The organism is Niallia sp. M35 (assembly GCF_050971705.1).
GTDB classification, from domain to species: Bacteria; Bacillota; Bacilli; order Bacillales; family Cytobacillaceae; genus Niallia; species Niallia circulans_A.
In genome coordinates this window covers 135,070-151,150 of sequence record NZ_JBPCEP010000002.1, presented here as the reverse complement: position 1 = coordinate 151,150, position 16,081 = coordinate 135,070, and the positions used below count along the sequence as shown (strand labels likewise).

The window sequence follows — 16,081 nt, the reverse complement described above, 5'->3', positions numbered from 1 at the left end:
TTTTCTAATTTGTTAAATAACTCATAAACATTGTTGCCATACCAAAATAAATCAAAATACTGATAATATCATTTATTGTCGTTATAAACGGTCCAGAAGCGACGGCAGGATCAATTTTAAATTTATGCATAATAAGGGGAATAATCGCCCCAGCTATTGTAGCTACAATCAGGGTTCCCAAAATCGAAATTCCCACCAGCATTCCTAAAAAGAAATCACTCTTCCATATATACACAACCATCATAACAAGCAACCCACAAATTGTTCCGGTAATAAGCCCTGTCCCCGCTTCTCTTCCTATTAACTTCCAACTGCTTTCTTTGCCAATATTCCCAGTAGCTATCCCACGAACGGCTACAGCTAAGGCTTGTGTTCCAGTATTTCCAGCCATTCCCGCAATAAGCGGAATAAATACAGCAAGGATAGCAACCTGGTCTAATGTTTTTTCAAAGCGACCAATTAAGCTTGCAGTAAACATGCCAAGAAATAATAAGATAATCAGCCATGGCAATCTCTTTTTGGCAGCAGAAAAGGGATGCTGATCAACAAAATCCATGTTTGATACAGCAGCGAATTTAGAATAATCCTCTGAAGCCTCTTCTTGCATGACGTCTACAATATCATCAATAGTAATAATCCCAAGCAACCTTTTTTGAAAATCAACCACAGGCAGCGCCAAAAAATCATAGTCTTGCATTTTTCTTGCTACTTCCTCTTGGTCTTCACTTACAGAAACAGAATAAATGCGGTCATTCATAATTTCCTTTATGAGCATCTGATTATCACTAACAATTAAACTTCGTAACGATACGACACCTACCAACTGCTTTTGTTCATTAACGACATATACATAGTAGATTGTTTCCGCATTAGGAGCCTCTCTTTTCAATATCTCCATAGCGGTTTCTACTGTTTGTTCTGCAGATAAACTAATATAGTCAACTGTCATAATACTTCCGGCAGTGGACTCTTCGTAATGCATAAGTGCTTTAACTCGTGCGGCAGTTGGCTGATCCATTATTGCCAAATAGCTTTCTACTTGCTCTTTATCCAACACATTTAAAATATCGACTGCGTCATCAACGGACATATTTGCTAATGTCTCTGCAACATAATCAGGTAACAGTTTAGCAAATAACGTTTGATATTCCCAATTATCCATTTGTAAGTTCTCGAACATCTCTGCAATCTCATTTGGAGCTAAATATTCAAAAACTTGAGCTCTTTCTTCGATCTCCATTTCCTTAAAAAATGAAGCTTGATCGTATGGATGTAAATCAAGGAAATTTTTTCGGAATTCTTGTAAGTTTTCATTTTGTAAAGAATGGAGAATTACAGCATGCTGTGCTTCATTTGTTAATATTTTCTCTGCCACCGTTGTTCTTCCTCCTTTCATAAAAAAATAATATGATTTTTATAGTAACAAAAGATAAACGATTTGTCTTTTATTTATACATAAACTAAATACTCTCTTTATAATTCCCCAAATAGAGAAACAATTAACAAAAATGCATATTATAGCAATTGGGTATAGTAAAAAGGTAAAGGGGTGATTTTAATGAAGCTTGATATCATTGGAGATATCCATGGATGTTACGAAGAGTTTACGCTTTTAACAGAAAAATTAGGCTATACTTGGGACCAAGGTTATCCCTTGCATCCAGCAGGAAGAAAGCTTGCCTTTGTTGGTGATTTAACAGATCGAGGTCCTGCTTCCTTAGCGGTTATCGAAACTGTTTATTTATTAGTAAAGAAAGGGTTAGCTTATTATGTACCCGGAAACCATTGTGATAAACTATACCGTTTTTTCTTAGGAAGGAAGGTAAAAATTGCCCATGGTTTGGAAACCACTGTTTGTGAATGGGAGCAATTAAATAAAAAAGAACAACAAAGAATCAAAAGGATGTTTAAAGAGTTATACGAAAATGCACCATTATACCATATTTTGGATAACCAAAAAATAGTCATTGCCCATGCAGGTATTCGTGAAGATTATATTGGAAAGTACCATAATAAAGTAAAAACCTTTGTGCTTTATGGCGATATCACCGGAGAAGTTCATGAAGACGGTTCTCCTGTAAGAAGAGATTGGGCCAAAAAGTATAAAGGAAAACCGATTGTTGTATATGGACACACCCCTGTGCGCAATGTAAGAGAAATGAATCGAACATACAACATAGATACCGGCGCGGTCTTTGGAGGGAAATTAACAGCACTTCAATATCCAGAACTAACTGTTGAATCTGTGCCCTCCAGTATGCCTCTTGTAGAAGAAAAATTTCGCACATTTGATACAGAAACAGCAAAGAATCTTTAATTTACTTTAGAAAATAACAAAAAAGAGTGAAGTTTCCTTTTAAATGGATTCTTCACTCTTTTTTATTTTCCGTTCAAGCCCTTTCATATCATCAGGGAGATCAACTGTAAAAGTAATCGATTGTTTCGTCACAGGATGCGTAAACTTAAGAAAAAAACAATGTAAGGCTTGCCGATTTATCCAATCTCGTTTTCCTCCATATAAATCGTCACCTAAAAGCGGATGTCCCTGATAAGCTAGATGAACACGAATCTGGTGCGTTCTTCCTGTCTCTAAAGACAATTCTATAAGGGATAAATGCTTATCCTGTGCTAATACACGATAATGGGTAATGGCTGTTTGGCCATCTTTCCTTACTTCCCTTTTAATAATACTGTCCGAGCATCTGCCAATTGGCTCATTAATGGTAGCAGTAAACGGCGAAATTTGTCCTTCAGCAAAAGCGAGATATTTTCGTTTTACATCACCGCCTTTTTGCTGTTCACTAAGTAAATGGTGAATGTGACGATGTTTAGCAATAAGCACTAATCCAGATGTATCCCGATCTAATCTCGTGACAATATGGGTTGTTGCTTCAATTCCCTGCTTTTGATAGTAGCCTACTAATGCATTAGCTAAACTACCACTAGGATGCTCTCTTGATGGTATCGTATTCATCCCAGACTCTTTTTGTACAATTAAGAGATACTCATCCTCAAAGACAATGTTTAACGAGATCTGTTCTGGAATTAAGCCCCTACTAGGCAGCTCCGGTGGAAAAGAAACCACTAATTGATCGCCTTCCTTTAATGTGTAGCGAACATTTTCTTCTTTTTCGTTAACAAGAATCTTCCCACCCTTAAACTTTATATCTGTTAAAGCCGCCTTAGAGATATGTTGAGTCTTCAAAAATTCCTTAATGGTCATACTTTTTTCTTGCTGCATAACCCACTTTAACGTAAAGCTCAAGCTATCGCTCCTGTCTATTTCTTATTCAGAAATGAAAGAATCATGTACTCGTTTCCAAAATGGAAATGGTCGAAACCTTGCAAACCGTACTTTTTCTTCTGCTACTCGATATTGAATCGAATGTACTTTTTTATGTAAAAGATTCAAATGATCAATAGAGATTTGAAAATTAGGTTCATTCACTGGCTTTAACACACATGTATGATGTTTCGGTAAAATTAATGGGGAGCCAACCGTTCGAAAGACTCTATTATTTATGGAAGCCATTTCTGCCAACTGTATTGCTTCAATAGAGGGATGCACAATCGCTCCGCCTAAAGCTTTATTATAAGCAGTACTTCCAGAAGGGGTAGATACACAAAGACCATCCCCTCTAAATCGTTCGAAATGTTTGCCGCTCATTTCTACGTCCATAACAAAGGTTCCTTCCATACTTTTCACCGTTGATTCATTTAATGCTAAATATCTCGTTTCTTTTTCCTCATTTTGATAACGAACTATCACTTCTAAAATGGGATATTCAATAATGTTATATGGCGTTTTTGCTATCGCAATGACGAGTTTTTCTAACTCAGCTGGCGTCCAGTCTGCATAAAAACCTAAATGACCAGTATGCATCCCAACAAAGGCAGTTTTATCTAAACGATTGCTGTATCGATGAAATGCATAAAGAAGTGTCCCATCTCCTCCTACGGAGATTACAATATCCGGCTCTTCTTCATCATATACCAATTCAAAATCAAGCAAATATTGTTTAATTATTTGGACTAAGTTTTCTGATTTCGAATCACCCTTTGAGGTAACGGCAAATTTCATAAGTTTGGTAGCTCCTCTTCTCAGTTTTTAGAAATGCAGAATATCTTTGAATTTCTTTTTGTGCTTAGAAACGATCTAACTAAAAACTACTTATTTTTATCATTTTCTTTCTTACGGTTAAAGAAAGCTTGTGCTTCTTGAATTTCTCCCCGGATTAAAGACATTTCTTTATCTAATCGAAAAGCAGCTTCTGCCGCTCCTTGCAATCTCATTTTAATATCTTCGGGAAATTGGCCTTTATACTTATAATTTAGCGAATGTTCAATCGTCGCCCAGAAATTCATCGCAAGCGTACGAATTTGAATTTCGACTAAGAGTTTCTTTTCCCCATTTATGGTTTGTACTGGATAGACAATTACCACGTGGTAAGAACGATAGCCGCTTTCTTTTCTATGTAAGATATAATCTCTCTCTTCGACAATGTCAAAATCATTTCTTTGTCTTAATAGTTCAACAACTCTTATAATATCGTCAACAAATGGACACATCATTCGAAGTCCTGCAATATCTTGCATTTCTGTTTCTAATTTATCTAAAGGTATCCCCTTTTCATTTGCCTTATCCAATATACTTGCTATTGGTTTTACACGCCCTGTTACAAATTCTATCGGAGAATGATCATCTTCATGATCAAATTGACGTCTCATTCCTTTTAGTTTAACCTTTAGCTCATCTACCGCTTGTTTATAGGGCGCCAAAAATTGATCCCACTGTTTCATATATATAACACCTCAATTCCAAGGTTCTTTTCAGACGAGGTATTTCTTTTATAGACGATTTGTCGATTAATTATCTATTTTTTCAAAAACAGGCAGAATTACACCATTAAACAGTGGATAAACCTGCTTTATACAATCTAACAAATCATTATAGAAAAACGGATGAAACTCCTTTTTCCATATCCTCTCCATAATTTCCATTTCCTCGAATATTCTCAATTAAATACTCTAATTCCTCTTTGAAGTTTTCAAGCAATAAATGCCCCTTCTCATCTTTTATAAAAAATGAACTATTTGACTCTAATGCCTGTTTACAATCCTTCCATACGCTTTCCGGAATTTCTAGATAAACATATTCATTTTCCTTTTCAAGTAAATATATAAACGCAAGAGCATCAGAATCAACAAGTATTTGACCACATGCCTTCGCATTTTCTAAATTGACATCCTCTTGCAGTTGAAATACTAGTTCATTTTCCCTTTTAATTGTCTCTTTAATTTGCCATTTTTGTTTCATCATTCACCCTCCAACTATGCATATTTTACCACAACCACAAGAATTATCATAGAAAAGCGGAAGCACCTTGTCAGCGGTGTACAAACTGGAAGGCTATCGACTGAGATAAAGGAAACACGATAAGCGGCAGCGAATCGATGTTGACTTATCGTAGGGAGGTAGTCTGAAGTTTGCTAACCGCTAGGCGCTGTAGCTAGACAGATAGAAAAGCGGAAGCGCCCTTGTTAGCGGTGTACAAACTGGAGGACTAATTACGCCACGTCCTGTGGCAACGTCGACACTAGTACATCCTGTACGTCGGAAGACGTCGATTGAGATAAAGGAAACACGAACATAGCTTGTTTCTCTTTCTACCATTATAATAATAGACAAGATGGTTTAAGAAAGGATCTATATATGTCTAAAAATCAAAACATTGAAATCGAATTTAAAAATATGTTAACAAAAGAAGAATATGAACTGCTCCTAACTCATTTTCAAGTGAGCGAGGAAGATTTATTTGAACAAGAAAACCATTACTTTGATACTAGTAATTTTGCTTTAAAAGCTAATCACTCCGCACTTCGAATTCGTAAAAAAGAGGCAGAATATGAATTAACATTAAAGCAGCCGCATCCAGACGGGCTTTTAGAAACAAATAAAATTCTTTCCAAAACAGAAAGCGATGATATTTTTTCAACTGGAAGAATAAGTGATGAGCAAATTTCAAGTCTGTTAAGAAACATGAACATCGATCCAACATCTATTATATATTTTGGAAGCCTACGAACAATTAGGGCGGAAAAGAAAATTGGAAATGGTTTACTAGTTTTGGACCATAGTTTTTATTTAAAAAAAGAAGATTATGAGTTAGAATATGAAGTAAGCAATCGGGAAGAAGGAAAAATTTACTTTCAGGAGCTATTAGCCACCTTAAAAATTCCCGTTAGAAAAACAAAAAACAAAGTACGCAGATTTTATGATGAAAAATATAACCAAAAGTAATTTAGTACATTTGCTAGATTATTCTACACCGTTGTACCAGCAATAAAGTTTATTCACCACTTTATTGCTTCTATTTTGTTCACTGCGAAGTGTTGTTACTTGATGTAAATAGTCTTATTTCTCATAAATGGAGGAAAGCAATGAAAATTGATCAGTTTAAGGTAATGCTTGAACTCCAAGCTTTACAAGGTTTAAATTCACAAAATACAGGTAGTGCATCTACCCTCTTTCAAGATTTTCTGAGTAATATGTTATCATCTGAGACAAAATTAACGAATGCAATTGAAAATAATACACTAGGAGCAGCTTCCATAACATTAGGCTTAGCGAATACTAGCCCTCTTATGCCATTAAGTTTAACCAAGCTGTCTTCTTCATCGGCATCTACCACTTCTGATTTCGATGAAATGATTAAAACAGCAGCAGAAAAATATAAATTACCTGAAAAGTTAATCAGCTCTGTTATCAAAGTGGAATCCAATTTTAATCCTAATGCAACAAGCTATGCCGGAGCATCTGGATTAATGCAGCTAATGCCGAGCACAGCAACATCGTTAGGTGTGCAAAATGTTTTTAATCCATTAGACAATATTATGGGTGGCAGCAAGTACTTAAAACAAATGTTAGATAAATATAACGGAAATGTCGAACTTGCTTTAGCAGCCTACAATGCTGGACCTGGTAATGTGGATAAGTACGGTGGCATTCCGCCATTTAAGGAAACACAGAATTACGTAGCTAAAGTAACGCAGCATTATACGGCATAATGTCCCTCTCGACCTGTTTACAAGCTATTTATTTGTACAATGAAATATCGATTGTTACAATATAGTTAAAGTACTGCTATAAAAGAACGATAAAGGAGTTTTAAATATGGTCGAGAAAATGTCGACACCTTATGAAAAAATTGGTGAAGCCACATTAAATAAACTTGTAGATTCATTCTACAATCGTGTTGGTCAACATCCTGACCTAGCTCCTATCTTCCCAAAAGATTTAACAGAAACTGCTCGTAAGCAAAAACAATTTCTCACACAATTTTTAGGCGGTCCACCTCTTTACTCTAATGAACATGGTCATCCAATGCTAAGAGCGAGACATTTACCTTTTCCAATAACAGAAAAGCTTGCCCTAGCATGGTTATCTTGTATGGATGAAGCCATGGAAGAAGTAGACTTAGATAAGGAAATACGAGAAGAGATTTTTTCAAGACTCGTGCTGACAGCGAAACATATGGTTAATTCGGAGGAAATTGAAACTAAAAAAGGTGATAACACGTGATGGAAAAAGACATTTCTATATCCAAGCCGAAAACAGCTGATGACAATTGCCAAGATAGAAAACCACTCGAAATATATATGTTTATCGACCCACTCTGTCCAGAATGCTGGGCGCTTGAGCCTATTATGAAAAAATTACAGATTGAATACGGACGGTATTTCTCCCTTAAACATGTATTAAGCGGTAGATTATCTTCCTTAAATTGTAGTAAGAAGAGCAAGCATGCGAATATCGCCGAATTTTGGGAAAAAACCGCTAGTCGTTCAGGAATGTCATGTGATGGTTCTTTATGGTTTGATAACCCTATCGTTTCTCCACATTTACCTTCCATCGCACTTAAAGCAGCAGAATTGCAGGGACGGAAATCTGGAATGAAATTCTTGCGAAAATTGCAAGAACTATTGTTTTTAGAGAAAAAAAATATTGCCACCTTTGAAGTTCTTAAGTCCTGTGCTAAAAGTGTAGGAATCGATGTAATAGAATTTGTATCAGATATTCATTCAAATAGTGCAGCTAAAGCTTTTCAATGTGATTTAAAAATCACAAGGGAAATGGAAGTAAATGAAATACCAACATTAGTCTTCTTTAATGAGAATATTGAAGAGGAAGGGATTAAAGTTACCGGTTACTATCCATATGAGGTATATGTACAAATTATCGAGGAAATGCTTCAGATTCAGCCAGAAAAAGCAGCTCCACCGCCACTAGAAAACTTTTTAGAGTGCTTTAAACTTGTTGCATCAAAGGAATTATCTGTTGTTTATAATAAATCCATTCAAGAGATTGAAAAAGAAATGAAGAAATTGCAATTAAGACAACTAGTAGAACAAATACCAGCTAAATACGGGGTATTTTGGAAATATATCGGTTAAAACTGGGGGATATGGTAATCTATTAAGATGCCATGTCTATTTTTTTATAATGAAATACGAAAAAAAATAAAAAAGGACTTGCTGTCTCAAGGCAAGGCCTTTTTTACTTTTACGAACAAAGGGGATGGGAGAAATTTTTCACGGTCAAACAAAGGGGTATAAGTTTGTTTGTGATTAACTTCACAACTAAATAGTATCATAATTTAATTATCTTCTGCAATACATCTGGGGGGATGTTCACAAAACCTTCATAATTTCAAACTGTTCGCAAACGAAAAAAAGCGTGTAATAGAGTTTTCCTCTACCACACGCTTTACTATTCTTAAGGCAATTAAATTTCGTTTAATAAGCTTTCCATCTCATTCAATTTTTCTTCAAAAACCTGGCATGCCTCTTCGATTGGCGTTTTGCTTGTCATATCTACTCCAGCTTTTTTAAGTACTTCAATTGGATAATCAGAACTTCCAGCCTTTAAGAACTCAATATATCGTTCCACTGCTGGTGTCCCCTCTTCTAATATTTGTTTACTCAATGCTGTTGCAGCACTATAGCCAGTTGCATATTGATATACATAGAAATTATAGTAGAAATGCGGAATTCTTGACCACTCTAAGCCAATTTCCTCATCAATAATAATATCTTCTTCCCCAAAATACTTCTGATTTAAAGCATAGTATTCCTTTGTCAGTAAATCAGCTGTTAATGGCTCATTATTACTTGCTTTTTCATGAATTAATTGTTCAAATTCAGCAAACATCGTTTGACGGAATACCGTACCACGGAAGCCCTCTAAGAAATGATTCAGTAAATATAGACGTTTTTGTTTATCTGTTATTGTTTTTAGCAAGTGATCGTTCAATAAGGATTCATTGCAAGTAGAGGCTACTTCTGCAACAAAGATGGAATAATTACCATAAGGATATGGCTGTGATTTTCTTGTATAATAGCTATGCACAGAATGCCCAAATTCATGTGCTAACGTAAATAGATTGTTTACATTATCCTGCCAGTTCATTAAAATATATGGATTGGTTCCATAAGATCCAGAAGAATAAGCACCACTTCTTTTCCCTTTATTCTCATGTACATCCACCCAGCGGTTTTCAAAGCCTTCTTTTAAGATAGACGCATATTCCTCACCAAGTGGAGCCAAGCCTTTTATAACTAATTCTTTCGCTTCTTCATAAGGAATTTCCATTTTCACATCTTTGACTAATGGTGTATATAAATCGTACATATGCAGTTTTTCTAGGCCAAGGACTTTTTTACGCAATTTCACATAACGATGTAATAATGGTAAATTCTTATTAATTGTTTCCACTAGATTTTCATACACTTGTTCTGGAATATTATTGGCAGCCAATGCAGCATGTCGTGGCGAATTATAGTTTCTTATTTTTGCATTAAATGTATGACTTTTTACTTCTCCACTCAATGTAGAAGCAAATGTGTTTCTAAATTTGCCATAGGTATCATAGACAGCCATAAATGCATCACGGCGTACACGTTGATCCGCACTTTCCAGAAAGCGAGAATAACGGCCATGCGTAACTTCTACTTCTTCTCCGTTTTCATCCTTAATGCTTGGAAACTCCAAATCGGCATTATTCAGCATCCCAAATGTATTGCTAGAAGAATCTAATACCTCTGATGCTTGTGCAAGCAGGGCTTCTTGGTCAGCATTTAACACATGAGGTCTTTGTAAATTGATTTCTTCTAAAGCCTTCTTATACAGCTTTAATTCATTATTTTCTTCTAAATATGCACTGATTACTTTTTCATCAATGGATAATAGTTCTGGTACCATGTAAGCTAACGCACTTGCAGCCTGTGCATACAAGCTTTTAATACGTCCGTCTACGCCTTGATAGAAACTATTAGTCGTATCTTGATCATAACGCATATGTGCATATGTATATAATTTTCCAAGTCTTGATAAAAGCTCATCCTGATATTGCAAAGCTTCATAAAGAACCTCTGCACTTTCGGAAAGCTTCCCTTGATACTCTGTTGCTTTTTGAGATAATTTCTTTACTTCTTCAAATTCTTTATCCCATTCTTCATCACTTGCAAATATATCCTCTAATCTCCAAGTATCTTCTACTGGTACCTCATTACGCAGTGGTAATTTTTTTACTCCTGTTTCTGCTGACATATTCCATCCTCCACTCTTTTTTTATTTCGGAATTCGAAAATAAACGTTATTAAATATTCTCTGTTTCCAAACCAATTCCTTCTTATTCTACCAAATTTTCGATCTATTTCCGATTTTAATGCATGAGCAATTTTTCTACATATACAATAGCATATGTATTTTATGTTTTTTCATTTATCTTTATTGCTTATTGATCAAATTTTTTAATTGCTTATAGAACATTACTTCTTCCTGTTCCTGTATCTCATAATTTCTGATTTTCTTCTTATAAAGCATCTGATAAAAACAAGGTTTTATTTCCTCTATAACCTTTAGTTCCACCAGAAGGAGTATATATTGTTTAACTGTTTCTCGCCAGTCTACCTCGCTTATAAAAGGACAATCTCTTATTTTAATTTGTCCCCTTTCAATTCTCTTATGGAAATTCACATAAATCTTTTGAAGGGGGTATATTTTCGTCTCTTCTTTAAAGCTATCCAGAAAAATAGTCGCCTGCCAATATAATGGTGGTGTTTCGAGGAGAACCCCTTCCTTTAAAGGGATACCAATAAATGGGGGTAAAAAATGGGGATGAAGACCATGGGCATACAGTTCTTTTAAAAATTGATAATTTGTTTTAGTTTGGTAATGTACATCCTTTGTTTTTTGCCGATGAATGATCTCACGCCAATAAGCAAAATGCCATTTTTTTCTGGGAATAAAGGGCTGCTTTCCCTCTATTTTTACTAATGGAAAGCAAAAAGTAGTCACAAAAGATTGGGAGATGGATATTGGTATAGGGTTCTGAATCAAATAAAACGCCCGGTCATATGGACAATACGACGGTAGGAGATATTGTTTGCGGTATAAGATGAAAAACTGATAAACAAATGCAGAAAGCTTCAATTTGATTGGATTCCACTTCTTTAAATGGCAAAAGCCGATAATCCAAATAGGATGAATGTTTACTTTTCGATAACCTTCTGTACGTTTCTTGATTAACTGTGGAGAAATCACAGCACATTGATATTCAATTACATACTGCTTATTACGAAAGACAAAACTAATATCTGCCCGTTGCTTTATTTCTGGATAATAAGGCTCTAATAGGGGATGAAGATTCAATTCAACTAATTTTTGATATAATTGCAACTTTCCTTGTAAATGATAAGTAGACTCCGCCTCTCCATTACTTGAACAACACGCTTTCCTTTCATGGGCAAAATGTGTAATCTTTTTTTCTCCCATTTTTAAGAGAACACGTCCCTTACATTCTGGACAATACAATGGAGTTTGCCGTAAGCCTTTTAAATCATCTTTCTCCTTCCTAGTGAATAAGTTGATTATTTCGCCAGCTTCTGTTATGGCTGTAAACAAAGAAATTTCCTCCTTTTCAATTTATTCTATACCTATTCTTGTTTATGATTAGAATCCCCTTCTTAAACTTCTTTTTTATTTCAATTTCTCTTCCTTCTTTCTTAGAGAATGTCCCATACGAAAAAAGAGCTCGCTTTTGCTCATTATCTTAAATAAGCATAAATACGCGCCCTTTAGAGGGAAAAACACTTTATAATAACGGTGATAATAATCTGGAGGTCGATTCAAGCATTCTATAGCCATAATGCCTCTTATTAAAGGTCTCTTCTTCTAATTCGATTGACTGATTTATATCCTCTAGATAGTCTTTTACGAGCTTTTCGATACTTCTTGTTTTATATAAAAAAGCGCTAACTTCAAAATTTAAATGAAAGCTTCTCATATCCATATTACATGTCCCAATGGAAGCAATTTCTCCATCTACAATAATAATTTTACTATGCATAAATCCGCGGTTATATTCAAAGACTCTGACTCCCGACTCTAGTAATTCTGGAAAATAAGAGCGGGAAGCATGGAAAACAATTCTTTTATCCGGTTTACTAGGAACAAGAATACGTACATCTACACCACTTAATGAAGCAATTTTAATAGCAGAAAATATATCTTCATCTGGAATAAAATAAGGAGTAGCAATCCAAATCGATTCTTTAGCCGTAGTAATCATGCTAAAAAAGATACTTTTGATGACGCTCCATTCATTGTCAGGTCCCCCCGCAATCAATTGTACGCCACCATGCGAATTTTCCTCTGAAATAGGCGTTAAATATTCCTCTGTTAAAAAGCTATGGTTCGTCATATAGTACCAATCTTGTAGAAAAATTAATTGTAAGGATCTTACAGCATTTCCTTTTACTAATAAATGAGTATCCCTCCAGTATCCAATGGAAGGATTTCTTCCCAAATATTCATCGCCAATATTAAGCCCGCCAACAAAACCAATATTGCCATCTATTATAATAATTTTACGATGGTTTCGAAAATTAAACTTACTATTAAAAAAAGGCATTTTAACTGGACCAAAAGCGATAACTTCAATCCCTGCCTCTTTCATCTCTGAACAAAATTTTTTCGATAACTTCCAAGAACCAACTGCATCATATAAAAATCGCACTTGCACCCCAGCTCTGGCTTTTTCAACTAATACATCCTTTATCTCCTGACCAATGGCATCATCTCTTACAATGTAATATTCTAGGTGGATATGATGTTTTGCTTTCTTCAGTTCTTTCAAAATAGCTGAAAATGTTTCCTCTCCATCTGTTAATATCTCTGTTGAGGTACCAAAGGAAATAGGCGTATTTCCAAGCTTCTCAGCTAGGTGAAATAAGTTCCGTTGATGTCCATCAAGTATCTTTCTCTTTTCTTCTCTTCTCGAACTAATTGCTTGTTCGATCTTCAGGAATGCTTCTTTATCTAGAAAGTATTTTTTACGATAAATTCTTTCTTTTCGATAGTTCCTGCCAAAAAATAGATAAAAGACAAACCCGATAATTGGAAAACTCCCCAAGACGATTAACCAGGTTAATGTTTGTGTAGGATGTCGATTTTCAAAGAAAATGACCAAGCCGATAAAAACAACTGATAAACTGATCACTAAACTTAATTGTCCGTAAATTCCTCCCTGTATAGAGAAAAATAAATTAAACACATAAACAAACAGAACCGCTACGATAAAAAACAAGCCTAATCTAGCAGTATGATTCATAATAGACACCGCCATTCTCCCAATATACTTACATTAAGCTTAGAATTATCTCTTTTATTCCTATATATATACCCATAATTACCATAAATTACTCCACAGGCGCCCGATAATCAATCTATTAAGGGAGAATTAGTCTATTTATTTTGGATTAAAATTTACACTCTCCGGAGAAGTCTCTATATAGTTCAGAAGGATCAGCACTTAAATATTCTACTTTTTCTCACAAAACGCCAAGAAACTCTACAATGAAAGGCTATGACCGAACATTGTAGAGTTTCTTTACTTTTTAGTATATGATTGGCACAGATACTATTTAATGGAAGTACTTTCTTAATTCCATAAAGACTTCATTCTCAATAATAACTTTACCATATTCTTGGAGAACATGAATGGTCATTTTAGAATCTTCTTGAGCATATTCAAGTAAAATGCTCAATGCATTTTCTACTTCCTCTTCTGCAATTTCTTCATCAAGAAATTGCACAAATAAGTAATATTTTCCATTGTAATTATAAAGCTTCGTATCGATCCCTTCTAGCCCCTGCATCTTAGATAAAGAAATAATATCCTCAAAATCATTGAACGTTAAGAGGAACTCGAGACTTTCATCGTACTCTTCTTCTCCCTCTTTAATCGTAAAATGTTGATCCATTAAATCTTCAAAACGTTCATCAATTGGTAAATCCTTTAGCTTATCCTCTGGTATAGAAATTTCAAACTTCTGTCCATCTTTCGAAAGCTGCGCTTTTGTAACTAAGATTTCCAACCCTTTTTCTAGAGCTTGAACTTGAATCCATAATGGTCCATCAAATATGAAGTCTTCCTCTTGATGCACTTCATCCATCATTTCCCAAAATAACTCTTCACTGCGTTCCCGATTATACCAAATCTCCTCACGCTTAAACCCACGTTCTTCTATATCAATATACGAAATATAAAACTTTACTGTATGATCATTAATTCTTTCAATTTCCATACGCTAACACTCCCTTCAGACTATGATGGAAGGGACAAGAGACCCCCATACAGATTGTTTTATTTCTTACAAGTAAATTTTCTGAAATAAAATTTTTATTTTTCCTTGTATTGTACCTTGTACTTTATATTTTATGACAAAAGCAGTATAAATGGAATTAAAATATCTTGGGAATGGAAAAAACCATTAAATGCCTATTCAAAAACCATTCACAATTTTCAATTATCTAAATAAATGAAGGCTTATTCGAAGTCAGCAATTAGTTCTTTTTTATACCATATTCCTGTATCATTATATTTAGTAGTATTACCTCATAGAAATTATTTCAAACTAAAAAGTCCAGACAATTACTAACACTTTAACCAGACTATCTAATCAAGTTAGATTGTTTTCTACCTTAAGTAACTAGGAAAACCTCTGTTTTTTCTTGATTACTATAAAAAAAGAAAAACCTGACTGAACGATACCAAATTTTCATTTAGTACCGCCTTAAGCCAGATTTTTTTATACTTTCTTCTTAATTAGTTAACTAATCTTTGTGCTTCTCTTAACTGGAAAGTACGAACTTTTCTTGGTAAGAATCTGCGAATTTCATCTTCATTGTATCCTACTTGTAGTCTTTTTTCGTCAATGATTATTGGACGTCTTAATAGACCTGGATTATTTTGAATAATACCAAACAAATCTTGTAATGGCATTGTTTCTAAATTCACATTTAACTTTTGAAAAGTTTTACTTCTTGTTGAAATAATTTCATCTGTTCCATCTTCCGTCATACGAAGAATTTCTTTAATTTCCTCAATAGAAAGCGGTTCAGAAAATATATTTCTTTCTTTATATGCGATTTCATGTTCCTCTAACCATGCTTTTGCTTTTCTGCAGGATGTACAACTTGGTGAAGTGTATAATGTTACCATTTTACAAATTCACGCTCCCTTTATTTAGACATGTAATTAACTACATTCATTATGATTATAAATAACTTGAGTTATTTTCTTGCTAATTCTTAAATTATAATTAATTCAATCAAGTAATTTATATTAATTATTATACACTAATTGTTTGCTTTATGGTATATGTTTTAAAAAATTTATCCACAAGTATCATTAATTTCTGTATATAAGCTGCTATAGGTATTTGCTGTGATTCTCCTCCTTTATGTAAGAAAAACTCGTTATGAAAGTACGAATCCTTCAGTTATTTTGTTACTTATCATTATAGACGTTTGAAAACCAAAAAAGTTTCAAAAAATTATCTCATCTGTTAATATATTTGTTCTAAATATATATTTTCTGATTATATACCCAATATTTCTTTCTATTAAACCTCTATCTATTCTCAATTAAGGAGATTTTAATGAAAATATAAAAAGATTTTAATACAATTCAACATTAAATATAGCAGCTAATCGACATCAGTTATCTTCTTCATT

At 34.3% G+C, this 16,081-nt stretch carries 15 protein-coding genes; 5 read left to right on the top strand and 10 right to left on the bottom strand.

What is annotated here, in order from left to right; all coding sequences use genetic code 11:
• Nucleotides 1-4: 4 nt before the first annotated feature.
• The gene (gene mgtE, locus NiCM35_RS02805) at nucleotides 5-1,396 is read right to left on the bottom strand and encodes a magnesium transporter (protein ID WP_123257254.1); all 1,392 of its coding nucleotides are present in this window, start codon (nucleotides 1,394-1,396) and stop codon (nucleotides 5-7) included.
• 162 nt (nucleotides 1,397-1,558) lie between these two features.
• Between mgtE and prpE the strand changes: the two genes are divergently transcribed.
• On the top strand, nucleotides 1,559-2,317 hold the full coding sequence (prpE, locus tag NiCM35_RS02800; protein WP_095329997.1) for a bis(5'-nucleosyl)-tetraphosphatase PrpE: 759 nt from the start codon (nucleotides 1,559-1,561) through the stop codon (nucleotides 2,315-2,317).
• Between the two features lie 39 nt (nucleotides 2,318-2,356).
• On the opposite strand, the gene NiCM35_RS02795 is transcribed toward prpE, so the two are convergent.
• The 4 genes from NiCM35_RS02795 to NiCM35_RS02780 form a co-directional block, all read right to left on the bottom strand.
• Nucleotides 2,357-3,241, bottom strand: a complete 885-nt coding sequence (locus tag NiCM35_RS02795) for an RluA family pseudouridine synthase (RefSeq protein ID WP_123260901.1) — start codon at nucleotides 3,239-3,241, stop codon at nucleotides 2,357-2,359.
• A gap of 45 nt (nucleotides 3,242-3,286) precedes the next feature.
• The gene (locus tag NiCM35_RS02790; RefSeq protein ID WP_095329998.1) at nucleotides 3,287-4,081 is read right to left on the bottom strand and encodes an NAD kinase; all 795 of its coding nucleotides are present in this window, start codon (nucleotides 4,079-4,081) and stop codon (nucleotides 3,287-3,289) included.
• A gap of 86 nt (nucleotides 4,082-4,167) precedes the next feature.
• Complete coding sequence (yjbM, locus tag NiCM35_RS02785) at nucleotides 4,168-4,800, bottom strand: GTP diphosphokinase (RefSeq protein ID WP_095329999.1); 633 nt, start codon at nucleotides 4,798-4,800, stop codon at nucleotides 4,168-4,170.
• Between the two features lie 148 nt (nucleotides 4,801-4,948).
• Nucleotides 4,949-5,320 carry a UPF0738 family protein gene (locus NiCM35_RS02780; protein WP_164463908.1) on the bottom strand — a complete coding sequence of 124 codons (372 nt, stop codon included), beginning with the start codon at nucleotides 5,318-5,320 and terminating at the stop codon, nucleotides 4,949-4,951.
• 393 nt (nucleotides 5,321-5,713) lie between these two features.
• Here NiCM35_RS02780 and NiCM35_RS02775 point away from each other — a divergent pair, with 393 nt between their 5' ends.
• The 4 genes from NiCM35_RS02775 to NiCM35_RS02760 all read left to right on the top strand — a co-directional run bounded on the left by NiCM35_RS02775 (nucleotide 5,714) and on the right by NiCM35_RS02760 (nucleotide 8,454).
• The gene (locus NiCM35_RS02775; protein ID WP_123257252.1) at nucleotides 5,714-6,301 is read left to right on the top strand and encodes a CYTH domain-containing protein; all 588 of its coding nucleotides are present in this window, start codon (nucleotides 5,714-5,716) and stop codon (nucleotides 6,299-6,301) included.
• A 140-nt stretch (nucleotides 6,302-6,441) separates the two neighbouring features.
• The gene (locus NiCM35_RS02770; protein WP_433778546.1) at nucleotides 6,442-7,068 is read left to right on the top strand and encodes a lytic transglycosylase domain-containing protein; all 627 of its coding nucleotides are present in this window, start codon (nucleotides 6,442-6,444) and stop codon (nucleotides 7,066-7,068) included.
• Between the two features lie 106 nt (nucleotides 7,069-7,174).
• Nucleotides 7,175-7,582 carry a globin domain-containing protein gene (locus NiCM35_RS02765; protein WP_095330003.1) on the top strand — a complete coding sequence of 136 codons (408 nt, stop codon included), beginning with the start codon at nucleotides 7,175-7,177 and terminating at the stop codon, nucleotides 7,580-7,582.
• Nucleotides 7,582-8,454 carry a ClpXP adapter SpxH family protein gene (locus tag NiCM35_RS02760; protein WP_095330004.1) on the top strand — a complete coding sequence of 291 codons (873 nt, stop codon included), beginning with the start codon at nucleotides 7,582-7,584 and terminating at the stop codon, nucleotides 8,452-8,454. Before NiCM35_RS02765 ends, NiCM35_RS02760 begins: the two co-directional genes overlap by 1 nt.
• A 331-nt stretch (nucleotides 8,455-8,785) precedes the next feature.
• Here the strand turns inward: NiCM35_RS02760 and pepF are convergent, their stop codons facing one another.
• The 5 genes from pepF to spxA form a co-directional block, all read right to left on the bottom strand.
• Entirely contained in the window at nucleotides 8,786-10,609 is a 1,824-nt protein-coding gene (pepF, locus tag NiCM35_RS02755) for an oligoendopeptidase F (RefSeq protein WP_095330005.1), read from the bottom strand.
• Between the two features lie 180 nt (nucleotides 10,610-10,789).
• Nucleotides 10,790-11,965, bottom strand: coding sequence for a competence protein CoiA (locus NiCM35_RS02750; RefSeq protein WP_164463591.1), 1,176 nt, complete (start codon nucleotides 11,963-11,965; stop codon nucleotides 10,790-10,792).
• A gap of 190 nt (nucleotides 11,966-12,155) precedes the next feature.
• Nucleotides 12,156-13,673 (bottom strand): cardiolipin synthase, encoded by a 1,518-nt coding sequence (gene cls / locus NiCM35_RS02745; RefSeq protein WP_095330046.1) that lies wholly within the window; start codon nucleotides 13,671-13,673, stop codon nucleotides 12,156-12,158.
• A gap of 313 nt (nucleotides 13,674-13,986) precedes the next feature.
• Nucleotides 13,987-14,649, bottom strand: a complete 663-nt coding sequence (gene mecA / locus NiCM35_RS02740; protein ID WP_095330007.1) for an adaptor protein MecA — start codon at nucleotides 14,647-14,649, stop codon at nucleotides 13,987-13,989.
• Between the two features lie 521 nt (nucleotides 14,650-15,170).
• Complete coding sequence (gene spxA / locus NiCM35_RS02735) at nucleotides 15,171-15,566, bottom strand: transcriptional regulator SpxA (RefSeq protein WP_016204317.1); 396 nt, start codon at nucleotides 15,564-15,566, stop codon at nucleotides 15,171-15,173.
• Nucleotides 15,567-16,081: the final 515 nt, after the last annotated feature.

Bases quoted from the DNA above. Each gene is read 5' to 3' on its own strand.
- yjbM (WP_095329999.1), bottom strand. From the start codon at position 4,800: ATGAAACAGTGGGATCAATTTTTGGCGCCCTATAAACAAGCGGTAGAT.
- NiCM35_RS02790 (WP_095329998.1), bottom strand. From the start codon at position 4,081: ATGAAATTTGCCGTTACCTCAAAGGGTGATTCGAAATCAGAAAACTTA.
- prpE (WP_095329997.1), top strand. From the start codon at position 1,559: ATGAAGCTTGATATCATTGGAGATATCCATGGATGTTACGAAGAGTTT.
- spxA (WP_016204317.1), bottom strand. From the start codon at position 15,566: ATGGTAACATTATACACTTCACCAAGTTGTACATCCTGCAGAAAAGCA.
- mgtE (WP_123257254.1), bottom strand. From the start codon at position 1,396: ATGAAAGGAGGAAGAACAACGGTGGCAGAGAAAATATTAACAAATGAA.
- NiCM35_RS02765 (WP_095330003.1), top strand. From the start codon at position 7,175: ATGGTCGAGAAAATGTCGACACCTTATGAAAAAATTGGTGAAGCCACA.
- cls (WP_095330046.1), bottom strand. From the start codon at position 13,673: ATGAATCATACTGCTAGATTAGGCTTGTTTTTTATCGTAGCGGTTCTG.
- mecA (WP_095330007.1), bottom strand. From the start codon at position 14,649: ATGGAAATTGAAAGAATTAATGATCATACAGTAAAGTTTTATATTTCG.
- NiCM35_RS02775 (WP_123257252.1), top strand. From the start codon at position 5,714: ATGTCTAAAAATCAAAACATTGAAATCGAATTTAAAAATATGTTAACA.
- NiCM35_RS02770 (WP_433778546.1), top strand. From the start codon at position 6,442: ATGAAAATTGATCAGTTTAAGGTAATGCTTGAACTCCAAGCTTTACAA.
- NiCM35_RS02760 (WP_095330004.1), top strand. From the start codon at position 7,582: ATGGAAAAAGACATTTCTATATCCAAGCCGAAAACAGCTGATGACAAT.
- NiCM35_RS02795 (WP_123260901.1), bottom strand. From the start codon at position 3,241: ATGCAGCAAGAAAAAAGTATGACCATTAAGGAATTTTTGAAGACTCAA.
- pepF (WP_095330005.1), bottom strand. From the start codon at position 10,609: ATGTCAGCAGAAACAGGAGTAAAAAAATTACCACTGCGTAATGAGGTA.
- NiCM35_RS02780 (WP_164463908.1), bottom strand. From the start codon at position 5,320: ATGATGAAACAAAAATGGCAAATTAAAGAGACAATTAAAAGGGAAAAT.